The sequence below is a fragment of the Pseudomonas sp. GW821-FHT07B01 genome, assembly GCF_059419065.1.
In genome coordinates this window covers 70292-83295 of sequence record NZ_JBWKRA010000027.1, presented here as the reverse complement: position 1 = coordinate 83295, position 13004 = coordinate 70292, and the positions used below count along the sequence as shown (strand labels likewise).

At 60.7% G+C, this 13004-nt stretch carries 13 protein-coding genes; 6 read left to right on the top strand and 7 right to left on the bottom strand.

Annotation, left to right across the window (positions count from 1 at the left end; genetic code table 11):
- Nucleotides 1–97: 97 nt before the first annotated feature.
- Nucleotides 98–550, bottom strand: a complete 453-nt coding sequence (locus AC07S6_RS23650; protein ID WP_197881624.1) for a MarR family winged helix-turn-helix transcriptional regulator — start codon at nucleotides 548–550, stop codon at nucleotides 98–100.
- An 81-nt stretch (nucleotides 551–631) separates the two neighbouring features.
- Complete coding sequence (locus AC07S6_RS23645; RefSeq protein ID WP_072448175.1) at nucleotides 632–1582, bottom strand: LysR family transcriptional regulator; 951 nt, start codon at nucleotides 1580–1582, stop codon at nucleotides 632–634.
- Nucleotides 1583–1690: 108 nt separating this feature from the next.
- Between AC07S6_RS23645 and AC07S6_RS23640 the strand changes: the two genes are divergently transcribed.
- Nucleotides 1691–2440 carry a sulfite exporter TauE/SafE family protein gene (locus AC07S6_RS23640; RefSeq protein ID WP_197881626.1) on the top strand — a complete coding sequence of 250 codons (750 nt, stop codon included), beginning with the start codon at nucleotides 1691–1693 and terminating at the stop codon, nucleotides 2438–2440.
- Here AC07S6_RS23640 and AC07S6_RS23635 read toward each other — a convergent pair.
- Nucleotides 2430–3311, bottom strand: coding sequence for a LysR family transcriptional regulator (locus tag AC07S6_RS23635; protein ID WP_495113163.1), 882 nt, complete (start codon nucleotides 3309–3311; stop codon nucleotides 2430–2432). The genes AC07S6_RS23640 and AC07S6_RS23635 overlap by 11 nt on opposite strands.
- Before the next feature lie 70 nt (nucleotides 3312–3381).
- Here AC07S6_RS23635 and AC07S6_RS23630 point away from each other — a divergent pair, with 70 nt between their 5' ends.
- On the top strand, nucleotides 3382–3588 hold the full coding sequence (locus tag AC07S6_RS23630; protein ID WP_495113162.1) for a DUF1127 domain-containing protein: 207 nt from the start codon (nucleotides 3382–3384) through the stop codon (nucleotides 3586–3588).
- Nucleotides 3589–3633: 45 nt separating this feature from the next.
- Nucleotides 3634–4863, top strand: a complete 1230-nt coding sequence (locus AC07S6_RS23625) for a winged helix-turn-helix domain-containing protein (RefSeq protein ID WP_490613591.1) — start codon at nucleotides 3634–3636, stop codon at nucleotides 4861–4863.
- A gap of 95 nt (nucleotides 4864–4958) precedes the next feature.
- On the opposite strand, the gene AC07S6_RS23620 is transcribed toward AC07S6_RS23625, so the two are convergent.
- Nucleotides 4959–6305, bottom strand: a complete 1347-nt coding sequence (locus AC07S6_RS23620) for a class II 3-deoxy-7-phosphoheptulonate synthase (protein ID WP_054897897.1) — start codon at nucleotides 6303–6305, stop codon at nucleotides 4959–4961.
- A gap of 123 nt (nucleotides 6306–6428) precedes the next feature.
- Here AC07S6_RS23620 and AC07S6_RS23615 point away from each other — a divergent pair, with 123 nt between their 5' ends.
- A complete protein-coding gene (locus AC07S6_RS23615; protein ID WP_034127149.1) occupies nucleotides 6429–7184 on the top strand; it encodes a spermidine synthase in 756 nt (251 codons plus the stop codon).
- 127 nt (nucleotides 7185–7311) lie between these two features.
- Here the strand turns inward: AC07S6_RS23615 and AC07S6_RS23610 are convergent, their stop codons facing one another.
- Nucleotides 7312–8103 (bottom strand): crotonase/enoyl-CoA hydratase family protein, encoded by a 792-nt coding sequence (locus tag AC07S6_RS23610; protein WP_197881630.1) that lies wholly within the window; start codon nucleotides 8101–8103, stop codon nucleotides 7312–7314.
- 423 nt (nucleotides 8104–8526) lie between these two features.
- Here AC07S6_RS23610 and AC07S6_RS23605 point away from each other — a divergent pair, with 423 nt between their 5' ends.
- Nucleotides 8527–10200 carry a DEAD/DEAH box helicase gene (locus AC07S6_RS23605; RefSeq protein ID WP_014717677.1) on the top strand — a complete coding sequence of 558 codons (1674 nt, stop codon included), beginning with the start codon at nucleotides 8527–8529 and terminating at the stop codon, nucleotides 10198–10200.
- 193 nt (nucleotides 10201–10393) lie between these two features.
- Here the strand turns inward: AC07S6_RS23605 and AC07S6_RS23600 are convergent, their stop codons facing one another.
- The gene (locus AC07S6_RS23600) at nucleotides 10394–11161 is read right to left on the bottom strand and encodes a DODA-type extradiol aromatic ring-opening family dioxygenase (RefSeq protein WP_495113161.1); all 768 of its coding nucleotides are present in this window, start codon (nucleotides 11159–11161) and stop codon (nucleotides 10394–10396) included.
- Between the two features lie 101 nt (nucleotides 11162–11262).
- On the opposite strand from AC07S6_RS23600, the gene AC07S6_RS23595 reads away from it, so the two are divergent.
- Nucleotides 11263–11919: a thiopurine S-methyltransferase gene (locus AC07S6_RS23595; protein WP_495113160.1), complete on the top strand. Its 657-nt coding sequence runs from the start codon at nucleotides 11263–11265 to the stop codon at nucleotides 11917–11919.
- A gap of 89 nt (nucleotides 11920–12008) precedes the next feature.
- Here the strand turns inward: AC07S6_RS23595 and htpX are convergent, their stop codons facing one another.
- The gene (gene htpX, locus AC07S6_RS23590; RefSeq protein WP_003189904.1) at nucleotides 12009–12896 is read right to left on the bottom strand and encodes a protease HtpX; all 888 of its coding nucleotides are present in this window, start codon (nucleotides 12894–12896) and stop codon (nucleotides 12009–12011) included.
- Nucleotides 12897–13004 lie beyond the last annotated feature (108 nt).

Sequence of the window (13004 nt, the reverse complement as noted above, 5' to 3'; positions counted from 1 at the left end):
GCTCCCTCGCCACAGATTTAGCGTCGTGCCGAAGTTGTGTAGATACCTATGGCCATCGCAGGCAAGCCAGCTCCCACTTTTTTAGGTGTATGTTGCGTCAGATGCTGGTTTGCAGATTGGCGCGCAACGCGATCAGGTCACCTTGCAGCTTGCGCAATTGCTCCAGCGCCATCCCGCTGGCACCCAGGATGCATTGCGGAACATCCTTGGCCTTCTCTTGCAAGGCGCGCCCGGCGTCGGTCAGTTCCACGACTACCACTCGTTCATCTTCGCGGCAGCGGGTACGGCTGAGCAGACCCTCGGCTTCCAGGCGTTTGAGCAGTGGCGTCATGGAGCCTGGGTCCGTCAGGAGGCGGCTACTGATTTCGCTGACGGTCAATTCATCCTCTTCCCACAGCACCATCATGGCCAGGTATTGCGGGTAGGTCAGGCCGATGGCTTGGAGCAGCGGCTTGTAGACCTTGGTCATCAGCAATGAAGTAGAGTGCAGGGCGAAGCACAGCTGGTTGTCCAGCAACAGCGATTCGCAAGGATCAGGGTTTTTGCTCATGGTGGCGTCTCGAAAAAGCATGTCTGGGCTGGAATCTAGCGGGCAAATCTTTAATGCGCCAGGTAATTCTTGTCTTCGGTTTCAGACCAGGCCACTTTGCAATGCCAGATCCCACGGCGGCACCGGGCTGAAACGGGATTTGAGATATTCGAGCAGCAACCGGCTGCGAGCATTGGGCTGCTGTTCCAGGCGCAGCGCATAGATGCCGGCGGTTTCCGGGCTCGGCAAACCATCTTCACAAAACAGCGGCAACAGCTCACCGCGTACCAGGTATTCACTGGCCAACCAGGTCGGCAGATGAGCGATGCCCAGCCCGGCCAGTGCACCCGAAAGCAGGGCTTCGGCATTGTTGGCGCTCATGCGGATGCGCCGGGGGCGATAGGTGGTGCGGCGCCCGTCCAGTTCGAAGCGCCAGGCGAACATTGGCGCCAGCCCGTCCCAGTCCAGGCCATCATGTTCGCTCAGCTCTCGAGGATGGGCCGGCGTGCCACGGCTTTTCAGGTACGCGGGGCTGGCGCAGGCGATACGCACAATGCTCGCCAACGGCGTAGCGACGAGCCGGGTATCGACAATATGCCCAGCGCGCAGAACCAGATCGACCTTGCCCAGATGCGCGCCCTGCATATCGACAAAGCTGTCGATCAAGTGCAGGTGCACGTCCAGTCCTGGGTACAGGTTCAAAAAGTCCGCAATGACCGGCGCCAGGTGTCGGCGGCCGAATGCTGCGGGCGCATCGACCCGGATCAACCCCTCCGGCGCATGGCTCAGCGAGACCGCTTCAGCCCGCGCCAGCTGCAGCTCGCTGACAATACGTCGTGCCCGCTCGGCAAAGGCCAGGCCCGCCGAGGTGGGCACCACCGCATGGGTGCTGCGTTGGAACAGGCGGCTGCCCACTGAGTTCTCCAGGCTGTCGATACGCCGGGCCACGGCGGAAGGTGTCAGCGGATGGCGGCGCGCGGCGGCGGAAAAACTGCCGGCTTCCAGGACATCCAGAAACAGGCTGAGTTGGTCGGTCAAGGTGTTGGGGTTCATGGCTCGACACTTATGCGAGATTGGCACAGCCATTGTGCGTTGCTGTGCGTTTCCGCGCCAGAGCCGACTGCGTAGCATGCAAAGCTTGGAATTGCGGAGTAGCGAGCGGTGTGGGATTTAGTGATGTACCTGGCATTGGGTGCGGCGTTGGGCACCGTGGGTGGGCTGTTTGGCATCGGCGGCGGGCTGATTGCTATCCCGGTACTCGGCGTGTTGTTCGGGCTGGATCAGCAAATTGCCCAGGGCACCGCTTTGGTGATGGTCGTGCCGAACGTGATGCTCGCCCTGTGGCGCTATCACCAGCGTAACCGCATCGAGTTGCGTCACGCCTTACCCTTGGGTGTGACCGGCTTTTGCTTTGCCTGGCTGGGATCGATCTGGGCGGTGGGCCTGGATGCGGGCGCCATGCGCATCGGTTTTATTGCGTTCTTGGTGGCGCTGTCTGCCTACAACCTGCTGCGCATGTTCACTCGCAACGCGCCACCCACCACGCAAATGCGTTATTCCTGGCCCTGGCTTGGCGTTTTGGGCGCGGCATCCGGTTCCATGGGCGGGCTGTTCGGGGTCGGCGGCGCGGTGGTGGCCACACCGGTACTCACCAGTGTGTTCGGCACTACTCAAGTGGTTGCCCAAGGTTTGTCATTGGCCTTGGCGTTGCCCAGCACCAGTGTGACCCTGGTCACCTATGCCTGGCACCACGAGGTGGACTGGATGATCGGCCTGCCGCTGGCGGTGGGGGGGCTGCTGAGTATCAGTTGGGGCGTGAAAGTGGCGCATGCCTTGCCGGAACGTCTGTTGCGCGGCCTGTTCTGTGGCTTTTTGGTAGTGTGCGCGGTGATGCTGACCTTTAAAGTTTGAAGCCTTCGACGATGTAGTCCGCCAGGCATTCGGTGATCGGCGAGGTCATCTGCGGGTTACGCAGCAAGCGCAGGTTCATCGCCGGTAAAGGCGGGAAGCCTTCTTCGCTGCCGAGCACTCGCAGGTCGTCGGTGACCAGGCTTTCCATGCTGACCATCGCCGCCAGGCCTGCACTGACCACCGCCAGGATCGCTGCTCCGTTAGAGCTGTGATAGGCCAGGCGATAATCTCGCCCGGCCGCGTCCAATGCCGCACGTGCCCAATGGGTGTACAGGCACTCGTCGCCGGACACCGCCAGGGGCAGGGCATCGTGCTCTTCCACACAAAAGCACGGTGATGCTGCCCACACCATGCGTTCGGTACGCAACAACTCACCCAGATCATTGCCGGGCTCGCGGCTGATCACGGTCAGCGCCAGGTCCCGCCGCTGCATCAATACGGTCGATGCTTCGCAGTGCATTTCGATCTGAATCAGTGGGTAGGCTTTGGAGAACTGTTTCAGGATCCCTGGCAGAAAGCGCATCACATAGTCATCCGGCGTGCCGATGCGCACCAATCCCACCATATGCGGCTCGCGCAGGGTATTGAACACTTCACTGTGCAATTTCAAGATGCGCCGCGCATAACCCAGCAGCACCTGGCCTTCGGGCGTGAGCCGTACCTGCCGGCCATCGCGCTCGAATAGTTTGCGCTGCAACACGTCTTCTTCCAGACGCTTCATCTGCATGCTGACCGCCGATTGAGTGCGATTGACCGTCTCGCCGGCGCGGGTGAAACCGCCTTGGTCGGCAATGGCGACGAAGGTGCGCAGCACGTCTGTGTCGATACTGGGATAGGCGGACAATTGATCAATCTCTGAGATGTAATGCATAAGAAACATTCGTTGGATTGATCATAATGCCAGGCACACACTGTCGTCATCCCCACTGGAGGGCGAGAAGATGAAAGGTCAAAAAGGTCTCATATCGACGGATAAATGGCTGTTTGCCGGGCTGTTTCACACATTCGCTCGTTGGCAGCTGTTGCATCAGGAGCGGCAGATGCTGGCAACCCTGAGCGATGACGCACTCAAGGACATCGGACTCAATCGCGCCGACGTCGAGCAGGAAAGCCATCGGCATTTCTGGGAAGATCCGCTGCGAAAATAAGCCCGGATGCAGTAGGGTAGGGGGCGAGGTTCTATGGAGATTGCCATGCCCGCCGACCTGTGTATTTCACTCAAGCAAGCTCGACGCATGGCGCTGGCTGCCCAAGGGTTTTCCGGGCGCCAGGCGCCTGCACAGATAAAGGCCACGCACCTCAACCGCTTGATCGAACGCCTGGGCGTTTTACAGATCGACTCGGTCAATGCGCTGGTGCGTTCCCACTACCTGCCCGTGTTTTCCCGCCTTGGTTCTTATTCCCCATCGATTCTTGAGCAGGCGGCCTGGAGCCAGGGGCGGCGGCGTTCTCTGTTTGAATACTGGGGGCATGAGGCGTCACTGCTGCCCTTGGCGCTGTACCCGTTGATGGGTTGGCGCATGGAGCGCGCCCGGCAAGGGCAGGGGATCTATTCGCAGATGGCACGTTTTGGCCGTGAGCAACAGGCGACGATTCAGCGCGTGTTGCGCACCGTCGAACAGCAGGGCGCCGTGGGGGCGGGTAGCTTGTCGACCCGCGAGGAGCGTGCCGGTCCCTGGTGGGATTGGAGTGATGAAAAGCACGCGCTGGAATGGCTGTTCGCCGCTGGCCTGGTCACGGTTGCCGGTCGTCGAGGGTTTGAGCGGCTTTATGATCTGCCCGAGCGTGTTATTCCCGCAGAGGTGCTCAGGGTCTCCATGAGTGAAGGTGAAGCGCAGCGTGGCTTGCTGTTGCACAGTGCGACTGCATTGGGTGTCGCCACCGAAAAAGACCTGCGCGATTATTTCCGCCTCGACCCCGCCGACAGCCGCAACCGCTTGGCCGAGCTGGTTGAGGATGGGCAACTGCTGGCGTGCCAGGTGCGGGGCTGGAAACAACCAGCGTATTGCCTGGCGGCGCCCAAACTGCCGCGCAACGTGCCGGCCAGTGCATTGTTGTCGCCGTTCGATTCGCTGATATGGGAGCGCAGCCGCACCGAGCGCTTGTTCGACTTTCGCTATCGCCTGGAGATCTACACGCCGCAAGAAAGACGCGTGTACGGCTATTACGTCCTGCCGTTTCTCCACAACGAACGCATTGCCGCACGCGTCGACCTGCGGGCCGAGCGTGCCCATGGGCGCCTGGCCGTGCATGCCGTGCACGAGGAAGAACCTGGGCTGGATGAGGAAGGTATGTTGGCGCTGGCCTTGAACCTGCGAAAGATGGCCGACTGGCTAGGGCTGGAACAGATCCAGCTCAATTGCCAGCGGCCCAGTGCTGCCCGGTTGAGGGCTGCGATGCTGAACCGGGATGTCAGCCTTTAAGGCCCTATCGCGGGCAAGCCCGGCTCCCACAGAAAACGCGTTCAAATGTGGGAGCCGGGCTTGCCCGCGATGGCGTCATCCCCGTCGATAAAACGTCAGCGCTTTACCTGTTTCAAGGTCTCGGCAATCAGGAACGCCAACTCCAGCGACTGATCGGCATTCATCCGTGGGTCACAATGGGTGTGGTAGCGGTCTGACAGGCCATCTTCGGTGATCGGTCGTGCGCCGCCGATGCATTCGGTGACGTTCTGCCCGGTCATCTCGATATGGATCCCGCCGGCATAGCTGCCTTCTGCCTGGTGCACCTGGAAGAAATCCTTCACTTCGCCAAGGATCTGCGCAAAGTCGCGGGTCTTGTAGCCACTGCTGGCCTTGATGGTATTGCCGTGCATTGGGTCGCAACTCCACAGCACTTGCTTGCCCTCGCGCTGCACAGCACGGATCAGGTTGGGCAAATGGTCGCCGACCTTGCCTGCACCCATGCGGGCGATGAGGTTGAGGCGGCCGGGGTCGTTATCCGGGTTGAGGATGTCGATCAGGCGGATCAGGTCCTCCGGGTTCATGCTCGGTCCGACTTTCACGCCGATCGGGTTGTTCACCCCGCGCAGGAACTCGACATGGGCGCCGTCCAACTGACGGGTACGGTCGCCGATCCACAGCATATGCGCCGAGCAGTCGTAGTAATCGTTGGTCAGGCTGTCGCGGCGTACGAAGGCTTGTTCATAGTTGAGCAGCAACGCTTCGTGGGCGGTGAAGAAGCTGGTTTCGCGCAATTGCGGCGAGCTGTCCATGCCACAGGCGCGCATGAAGGCCAGGGTTTCGTCGATGCGGTCGGCCAGTTGGCTGTACTTTTCGGCGAGGGCGGAGTTGGCGATGAAATCCAGGTTCCACTTGTGCACTTGGTGCAGGTCGGCAAAACCGCCCTGGGCAAAGGCGCGCAGCAGGTTGAGGGTGGCGGTGGACTGGTGGTAGGACTGCAACAGGCGGTCCGGGTCTGGCACGCGGCTTTTTTCGTCGAAGCCGATGCCGTTGACGATATCGCCGCGGTAGGCGGGCAGGGTGATGCCGTCGATGGTTTCATCGTTGGCCGAACGTGGCTTGGCGAACTGGCCGGCCATGCGCCCGACTTTCACCACCGGGCAACCGGCGGCGAAGGTCATGACAATGGCCATCTGCAGCAGCACCTTGAAGGTGTCGCGGATCTTCGCGGCGGAAAACTCGGCGAAGCTCTCGGCGCAATCGCCACCTTGCAGCAGGAAGGCACGACCCTGGGTCACTTCGGCAAACTGACGGCGCAATTCGCGGGCTTCGCCGGCAAACACCAGGGGCGGGTAGCTCGCCAGGCTCTGCTCCACTTGCTCCAAGTGCGCGGCGTCCGGGTATCGGGGTTGCTGCTGGATCGGCAGGGCTCGCCAGCTATCGGGACTCCAAGGGTGGCTCATCATGAACTCGTTTGCAGGTGGATGTTAGGGCGTCAATGTTAGCAGCAATTAGTGCGTGACCTGTGGTTGCCGCTTGGCCGACAATCGCGCCTTTGTCGTGCGGTAAACCCTTTAGGAGTAGTGATGAGCGAGGAGCGTGTCGAGCGCCTGCTGGCCGAAGTCCATGATGAGTTCGGCATGATCCGTGTGCTTGAAGTGGCTGATTACCGCTTTCTCGAATTTGGCGACGCCATCGAGCAAAGCTGTGTGTTCACCGCTGACCCGAGCTGGCTGGAGTACGACTACACCCGCGCGATGCTGATCGGTGCGTTGTGCCATGAACAGCCGGAAAGTGCGTTGTTCCTCGGCCTGGGCGCGGGCACGTTGACCCAGGCATGCCTCAAGTTCCTGGCGCTGGAGGATGTCGAAGCCATTGAGCTGCGCCCCGATGTACCGCGCCTGGCGATTGAATATCTGGGGCTGGATGACGATCCGCGCTTGTACATCCGCATTGGTGACGCGCTGCAATTGCTCGACAGTGCTGAATCGGCCGATCTGATTTTCGTCGACCTCTACACCGATGTCGGCCCGGGCGTGGGGCATCTGGCCTGGACCTTCCTGGAAAACTGTCAGAAGAAACTCAACCCCGGCGGCTGGCTGGTGATCAACCAGTGGGCCACCGATGACGGCAAACCGCTGGGGGCGGCGTTGCTGCGTGGGTTGTACCACCGGCATTACTGGGAGCTGCCGGTGAAGGAGGGCAATGTGATTCTATTGGTGCCTTCGGAGCTGGATCAGGTGCTGGACCTGGATGCGCTGTCAGCCCGCGCCGAAGCCTTGGCGCCGCGATTGGGGTATTCGTTGCAGCCGTTGATCAAGGCGATTCGGCCAGCAACTTAGTTGTCAGTTCGGACGCTTTCGCGGGCAAGCCCACAGTCGAATTGCACTCTGTGTTGAAATGCAATCCCCTGTGGGAGCGGGCTTGCCCGCGAAGAGGCCCTCACTGGCGACGGCTAATTCAGTTTGTTCAAATCCCCTTGAACACCCCGGGCCGCTTCTCGATCATCGCCCGAACTCCCTCCTTGGCATCCTCACTGTTGAGCAGTTTGTCCACCATGGGCGGTAGCGCGGCGGCTGCGACGGCCTCACCCTCCATACGCGCCAGGCGTGCCGACATCAACGTGGCCTGCACACCCATCGGCGCCTGGCGCGCAATGCGGTTGGCCAATTCAATGGCACGGGGCAACAGGTCTTCACTGGCCATCACTTCCTGCACCAACCCCAGGCGCAGAGCCTCATGGGCGTCGAATTCGTCGCCGGTGAGCAGCCAGCGCATCGCATTGCCCCAGCCGGCAATCTGATGAAAGCGCAATGTCGCGCCGCCAAACGGAAAGATGCCGCGTTGCACCTCCATCTGGGCAAAGCGGGTATTGCTGGCGCAGAGGTTGATATCCGCCGCCAGCATCAACTCGATACCAATGGTCAGGCAGTAACCTTGGACGGCGACGATCACCGGTTTGCTCACGCGCGGGCCGGCAAACACCCCCCACGGGTCGCACCCTCCCAGCGGCGGTTGCCAGCCGCCGGCCATTACGCCGCTGACATTGGCCAGGTCCAGCCCTGCGGTGAAGTGATCGCCATGGGCAAACACCACGGCCACCCGTGCGTCATCGTTTCGATCAAATTCGCCATAGGCCAGGCTCAGTTCATTGAGCAAATCCAGGTCAAAGGCGTTGCGCTTGGCCACGCGGTCCAGGCCTAGCAATAGAACATGGCCTTCAAGTGCGCGGCTGACACGGCTACTGCTGGCTTGATTCATCGGGTGTGCCCTCGGGGCGCAGGTAAGGTTTCAGACCAAAGGGTCTCAATGGGTGGGTGAACCGTTTAAGCTCGATGACCAACAGGGCCGGGCCTTTGAAAAATAGACCCTGGCGCACGGATCTGCAAAGCGCGTGACCCAGTGCGGTTTATCGGCGCCTGGCGATAAAAAAAGCTCCCTTTTTCAGCTATTTCCGGTATAGTGCGCGCCGGCCTTTAACCGGGCCGCGTTTAGGTAGCGCAATTCCCCGAAGTCAGCTTCGGCTGCACGTCCGCACAGCGGACTCTTCCTTGACGAATCTTTTTCATTCATTCGTTTTCGCAAATCCCCGCCGACAAAGCAGCCAGGGCGACTCTTGAGTCTCAACACGGCATGCGCAGCTTTGGAGCATGGGTCTTTGCGGATGCACTTAGAGGCAGACCCATGACCCAGGAAACCGGCGGCTTCGCCGCTTTTAATCTTAACCCGAATATTCTTGCAGCCGTCGCAGCGACCGGCTACGAAGAACCTTCGGCGATTCAGCAGCAATCGATCCCGATCATCATGGCCGGTAAGGACATGATTGGCCAGGCGCAAACCGGTACCGGTAAAACCGCCGCGTTCGCCCTGCCTATTCTGCACTGCATCGATCCTGCCAAGCGCGAGCCGCAAGCCCTGATCCTGGCGCCAACCCGTGAGTTGGCGCTGCAAGTAGCAACCGCCTTTGAAACCTACGCCAAGCAAATGCCGGGTGTAACTGTTGTGGCCGTTTACGGCGGCGCGCCTATGGGCCCACAACTCAAGGCAATCCGTAATGGCGCACAGATCGTTGTCGCCACTCCGGGCCGTCTGTGCGACCACCTGCGTCGTGACGAAAAAGTCCTGTCGACCGTGAACCACCTGGTTCTGGACGAAGCTGACGAAATGTTGAAGCTGGGCTTCATGGATGACCTGGAAGTCATCTTCAAGGCGCTGCCAGCGACCCGTCAGACCGTACTGTTCTCGGCTACCCTGCCGCAGTCCATCCGTGCCATTGCCGAACGCCACCTGCGCGATCCGGAGCACGTGAAGATCCAGACCAAGACCCAGACCGTTACCGCGATCGAACAGGCTCACCTGTTGGTTCACGCTGACCAGAAGACCTCGGCTGTATTGAGCCTGCTGGAAGTCGAAGACTTCGACGCCCTGATCATGTTCGTGCGCACCAAGCAAGCGACCCTGGACCTGGCCAGCGCCCTGGAAGCCAAAGGCTACAAAGCCGCTGCGCTGAACGGTGACATTGCCCAGAACCAGCGTGAGCGCGTGATCGACTCCCTCAAGGATGGCCGTCTGGACATCGTTGTGGCGACCGACGTTGCCGCCCGTGGCCTCGACGTTCCACGTATCACCCACGTGTTCAACGTTGACATGCCTTACGATCCAGAGTCCTACGTTCACCGTATCGGCCGTACCGGCCGTGCCGGTCGCGAAGGCCGTGCATTGCTGCTGGTGACTCCACGTGAGCGCCGCATGCTGCAAGTGATCGAGCGTGTTACCGGCCAGAAAGTTGCCGAAGTCCGCCTGCCCGATGCCCAGGCCGTTCTCGATGCGCGCATCAAGAAACTGACCAACAGCCTGGCGCCACTGGTGGCTGACGCTGAATCGACCCACGGCGACCTGCTGGACCGCCTGACTGCCGATATCGGTTGCACCCCGCGTGCCCTGGCTGCAGCTCTGCTGCGCAAAGCTACCAATGGTCAGGCCCTGACCCTGGCAGCCATCGAAAAAGAACGTCCACTGGTTCCGAACAGCGCGCCACGCGGTGATCGTCCAGAGCGTTCCGGCGACCGTCCAGACCGTGGTGATCGCGAGCGTCGCGCTCCAGTGCCATTGGCCGAAGGCCGTGCTCGTTGCCGTACCGCGCTGGGTGCGCGTGATGGTATCGCGGCCAAGAACCTGCTGGGCGCTATCCTCAACGAGGGTGGCCTGGCACGTGAAGCCATCGGTCGCATCCAGGTGCGTGACAGCTTCTCCCTGGTGGAGCTGCCGGAAGACGGCCTGGAAAAACTGCTGGCCAAGCTCAAAGACACTCGCGTTGCCGGTAAGCAGCTCAAGCTGCGTCGCTACCGCGAAGATTGATCCGCCCTTGGGCTGATTGATCGCACATAAAAAATCCCCGACTGGTTCGGGGATTTTTTTTGCCTCATGTTGTAGTCTCCGAGGCGATCAACTGTGGGAGCTGGCTTGCCTGCGATAACGATGAGTCAGCAAGCCAGTGTGTGACTGATACACCGCTATCGCAGGCAAGCCAGCTCCCACAGGTGTGGCGGTGTCAGCCAAAACGATAGATGTCCATGCCCAGGGCGCCCAGTGTGAAGCCCTGGTGCGCTACGCTGAAATCTGCGCCCGTACCTCGCGCAAAGTACAGCGGCAGCAAATGCTCATCGCTGGGATGGCTGCGCACGGCATGTGGCGCCTGGCGCCGATAGTCATGCAAGGCGGCGTCGTCATTGGTCGCCAGTTTGTCGACCACCCAGTCGCGAAACTCCCGCGCCCACGGGGTGATCGTTTCCGGCCCTGCGCGCCAGTCCAGTTCGCCCAGGTTATGGGTGATGCTGCCGGAGCCAATCAGCAGCACACCCTGTTCGCGCAGGCTGGCGAGCGCATGCCCCACGCGGGTTTGCAGGGCGGGGCCCAGGCGGCTGGGCAGCGAGACTTGCACCACCGGGATGTCCGCTGCTGGGTACATCAGCGACAGCGGGACCCAAGTGCCATGGTCGAAGGGCCGATGTTCATCAATGCTGACAGCCAGACCGTCGGCGTGCAGCAGCTCGACGATCTCACTGGCCAGCTGTGGGTCACCCGGCGCGGGGTATTGCACCGCAAACAACTCGCGCGCAAAGCCGCCAAAGTCGTGCCAGGTTTCGGGGGCAGCACCGCCGCTGACCAGCAGTTCCGAGCTTTCCCAATGCGCCGACACCACCACAATGGCTTTGGGGCGTGGTAGCTCGGCAGCCAGGCGCTGTAGCGCGGGGCCACTGGCGCCGGGTTGCAAGGCCAGCATGGGCGAGCCGTGGGAGATAAACAGGCTGGGGAGCATGAGCGGGTCCTGAGGGTTAAGATAAAGCCATCTTCAATCAGATCATTGATCTAAATCTAATATAAGTTTAGCGCCTTATGATCGAATTTTCGGAGTGATTCATGCAGCCTGAATTTTGGCAGGACCGCTGGGCGAGCAATCAGATCGGTTTCCATCAGCGCGAGGTCAATCCCTACTTGCAACGGCACTGGCCCGTGTTGGGGTTGCCCGAGGGGGCAAAGGTGCTGGTGCCGTTGTGTGGCAAAAGCCTGGACTTGGTATGGCTCGAGAGCCAGGGGTACCCGGTAATAGGCGTCGAGCTGTCGGAGCACGCGGTTGAGGCGTTCTTCAGCGAGCAGGGGCTGGTGCCGCACGTCAGTCATAAGGGCGTCTTCAAGGTCTACCAGGCGGGCCAGATCGAACTGTGGTGTGGCGATTTCTTCAGCCTGGATGCGCAGGCGCTGGTCGGTTGCCGCGGCGTATATGATCGCGCCGCGTTGATTGCATTGCCTCCGCTGATGCGTGCGCAATACGCCGAGCACCTGAATGCCTTGCTGCCGTCCGGCTGCCAGGGGTTGCTGGTTACCCTCGATTACCACCAGGCGCAGAAAGCCGGCCCACCCTTTGCTGTCTCGGACGAGGAAGTGCAGGTGCTGCTAGCACCGCATTGGGCGTTGGAGCGGCTGGAGGAGCGAGACATCCTGGGGGAGAGCTGGAAGTTCGTGCAGGACGGAGTGACTCGCCTTGAAGAGCGTGCTTATCGGCTGACCAGGCTCTAAAAGGCCTTTTCTTTTGTAGGAGCGAGCGGGGAAATCAGCAGGCACAAAAAAGGGGCGATTAGATCGCCCCTTGTCGAGTCATCCGGCTATCAGCCGCGGCGACGCAATGCGTCAATCCGCTCTTCCAGCGGCGGGTGGCTCATGAACAGGCGAGCCAGGCCCTGCTTGATGCCGCCGTTGATGCCGAAGGCGGTCAGGCTGTCGGGCATATGCACCGGCAGACCCTGTTCGGAGCGCAAGCGTTGCAGCGCGCCGATCATTGCGCTGGTGCCCGCCAGGCGTGCGCCGGCTTCATCTGCGCGGAACTCGCGTTTGCGCGAGAACCACATCACGATGGCGCTGGCCAGGAAGCCCAGGACCAGCTCGGCGAAAATGGTCGCCACGAAGTAGGCAATACCACGGCCTTCTTCGTTCTTGAAGATGACCTTGTCGACGAAGTTGCCGATGATCCGCGCAAAGAACATCACGAAGGTGTTCACCACGCCCTGTACCAGCGCCAGGGTGACCATGTCACCGTTGGCCACGTGACCGATCTCGTGGGCCAGCACCGCCTTGACTTCGTCGGGCGAAAACCGCTCCAGCAGGCCCTGGCTCACGGCCACCAGCGCGTCGTTCTTGTTCCAGCCGGTCGCAAAGGCGTTGGCCTCATAAGCCGGAAAAATCCCGACTTCGGGCATTTTGATGCCTGCTTCTTGAGACAACTGCTCCACGGTTTGCATCAGCCATTGTTCATGGCGAGTGCGGGGTTGCGTAATGATCTGGGTGCTGGTGCTCATCTTTGCCATCCACTTGGAGATGAACAGCGAGAACAGCGAACCGGCAAAACCAAAGACTGCACAGAAAATCAGCAGCTGATTGAGGTTCAGATCAACCCCATTGGCCGCCATGAACCCGTTGAAGCCAAAAAGGCTCAGGGTGACGCTGGCAATCAGTACGACTGCCAGGTTAGTGGCCAAGAACAGCAGGATGCGCATCATGGTTGTAGAATTCTCCTCATGCTTAATATGTCGCTCACTGCGGGGTATATAAGGTGCGGCATGGGGTGATTCAACCGGGGGACTATTTCAAACTGTGTCCTACACCGT

Bases quoted from the DNA above. Each gene is read 5' to 3' on its own strand.
- AC07S6_RS23650 (WP_197881624.1), bottom strand. From the start codon at position 550: ATGAGCAAAAACCCTGATCCTTGCGAATCGCTGTTGCTGGACAACCAG.
- AC07S6_RS23645 (WP_072448175.1), bottom strand. From the start codon at position 1,582: ATGAACCCCAACACCTTGACCGACCAACTCAGCCTGTTTCTGGATGTC.
- AC07S6_RS23635 (WP_495113163.1), bottom strand. From the start codon at position 3,311: ATGCATTACATCTCAGAGATTGATCAATTGTCCGCCTATCCCAGTATC.
- AC07S6_RS23630 (WP_495113162.1), top strand. From the start codon at position 3,382: ATGAAAGGTCAAAAAGGTCTCATATCGACGGATAAATGGCTGTTTGCC.
- AC07S6_RS23625 (WP_490613591.1), top strand. From the start codon at position 3,634: ATGCCCGCCGACCTGTGTATTTCACTCAAGCAAGCTCGACGCATGGCG.
- AC07S6_RS23620 (WP_054897897.1), bottom strand. From the start codon at position 6,305: ATGAGCCACCCTTGGAGTCCCGATAGCTGGCGAGCCCTGCCGATCCAG.
- AC07S6_RS23615 (WP_034127149.1), top strand. From the start codon at position 6,429: ATGAGCGAGGAGCGTGTCGAGCGCCTGCTGGCCGAAGTCCATGATGAG.
- AC07S6_RS23610 (WP_197881630.1), bottom strand. From the start codon at position 8,103: ATGAATCAAGCCAGCAGTAGCCGTGTCAGCCGCGCACTTGAAGGCCAT.
- AC07S6_RS23605 (WP_014717677.1), top strand. From the start codon at position 8,527: ATGACCCAGGAAACCGGCGGCTTCGCCGCTTTTAATCTTAACCCGAAT.
- AC07S6_RS23600 (WP_495113161.1), bottom strand. From the start codon at position 11,161: ATGCTCCCCAGCCTGTTTATCTCCCACGGCTCGCCCATGCTGGCCTTG.
- AC07S6_RS23595 (WP_495113160.1), top strand. From the start codon at position 11,263: ATGCAGCCTGAATTTTGGCAGGACCGCTGGGCGAGCAATCAGATCGGT.
- htpX (WP_003189904.1), bottom strand. From the start codon at position 12,896: ATGATGCGCATCCTGCTGTTCTTGGCCACTAACCTGGCAGTCGTACTG.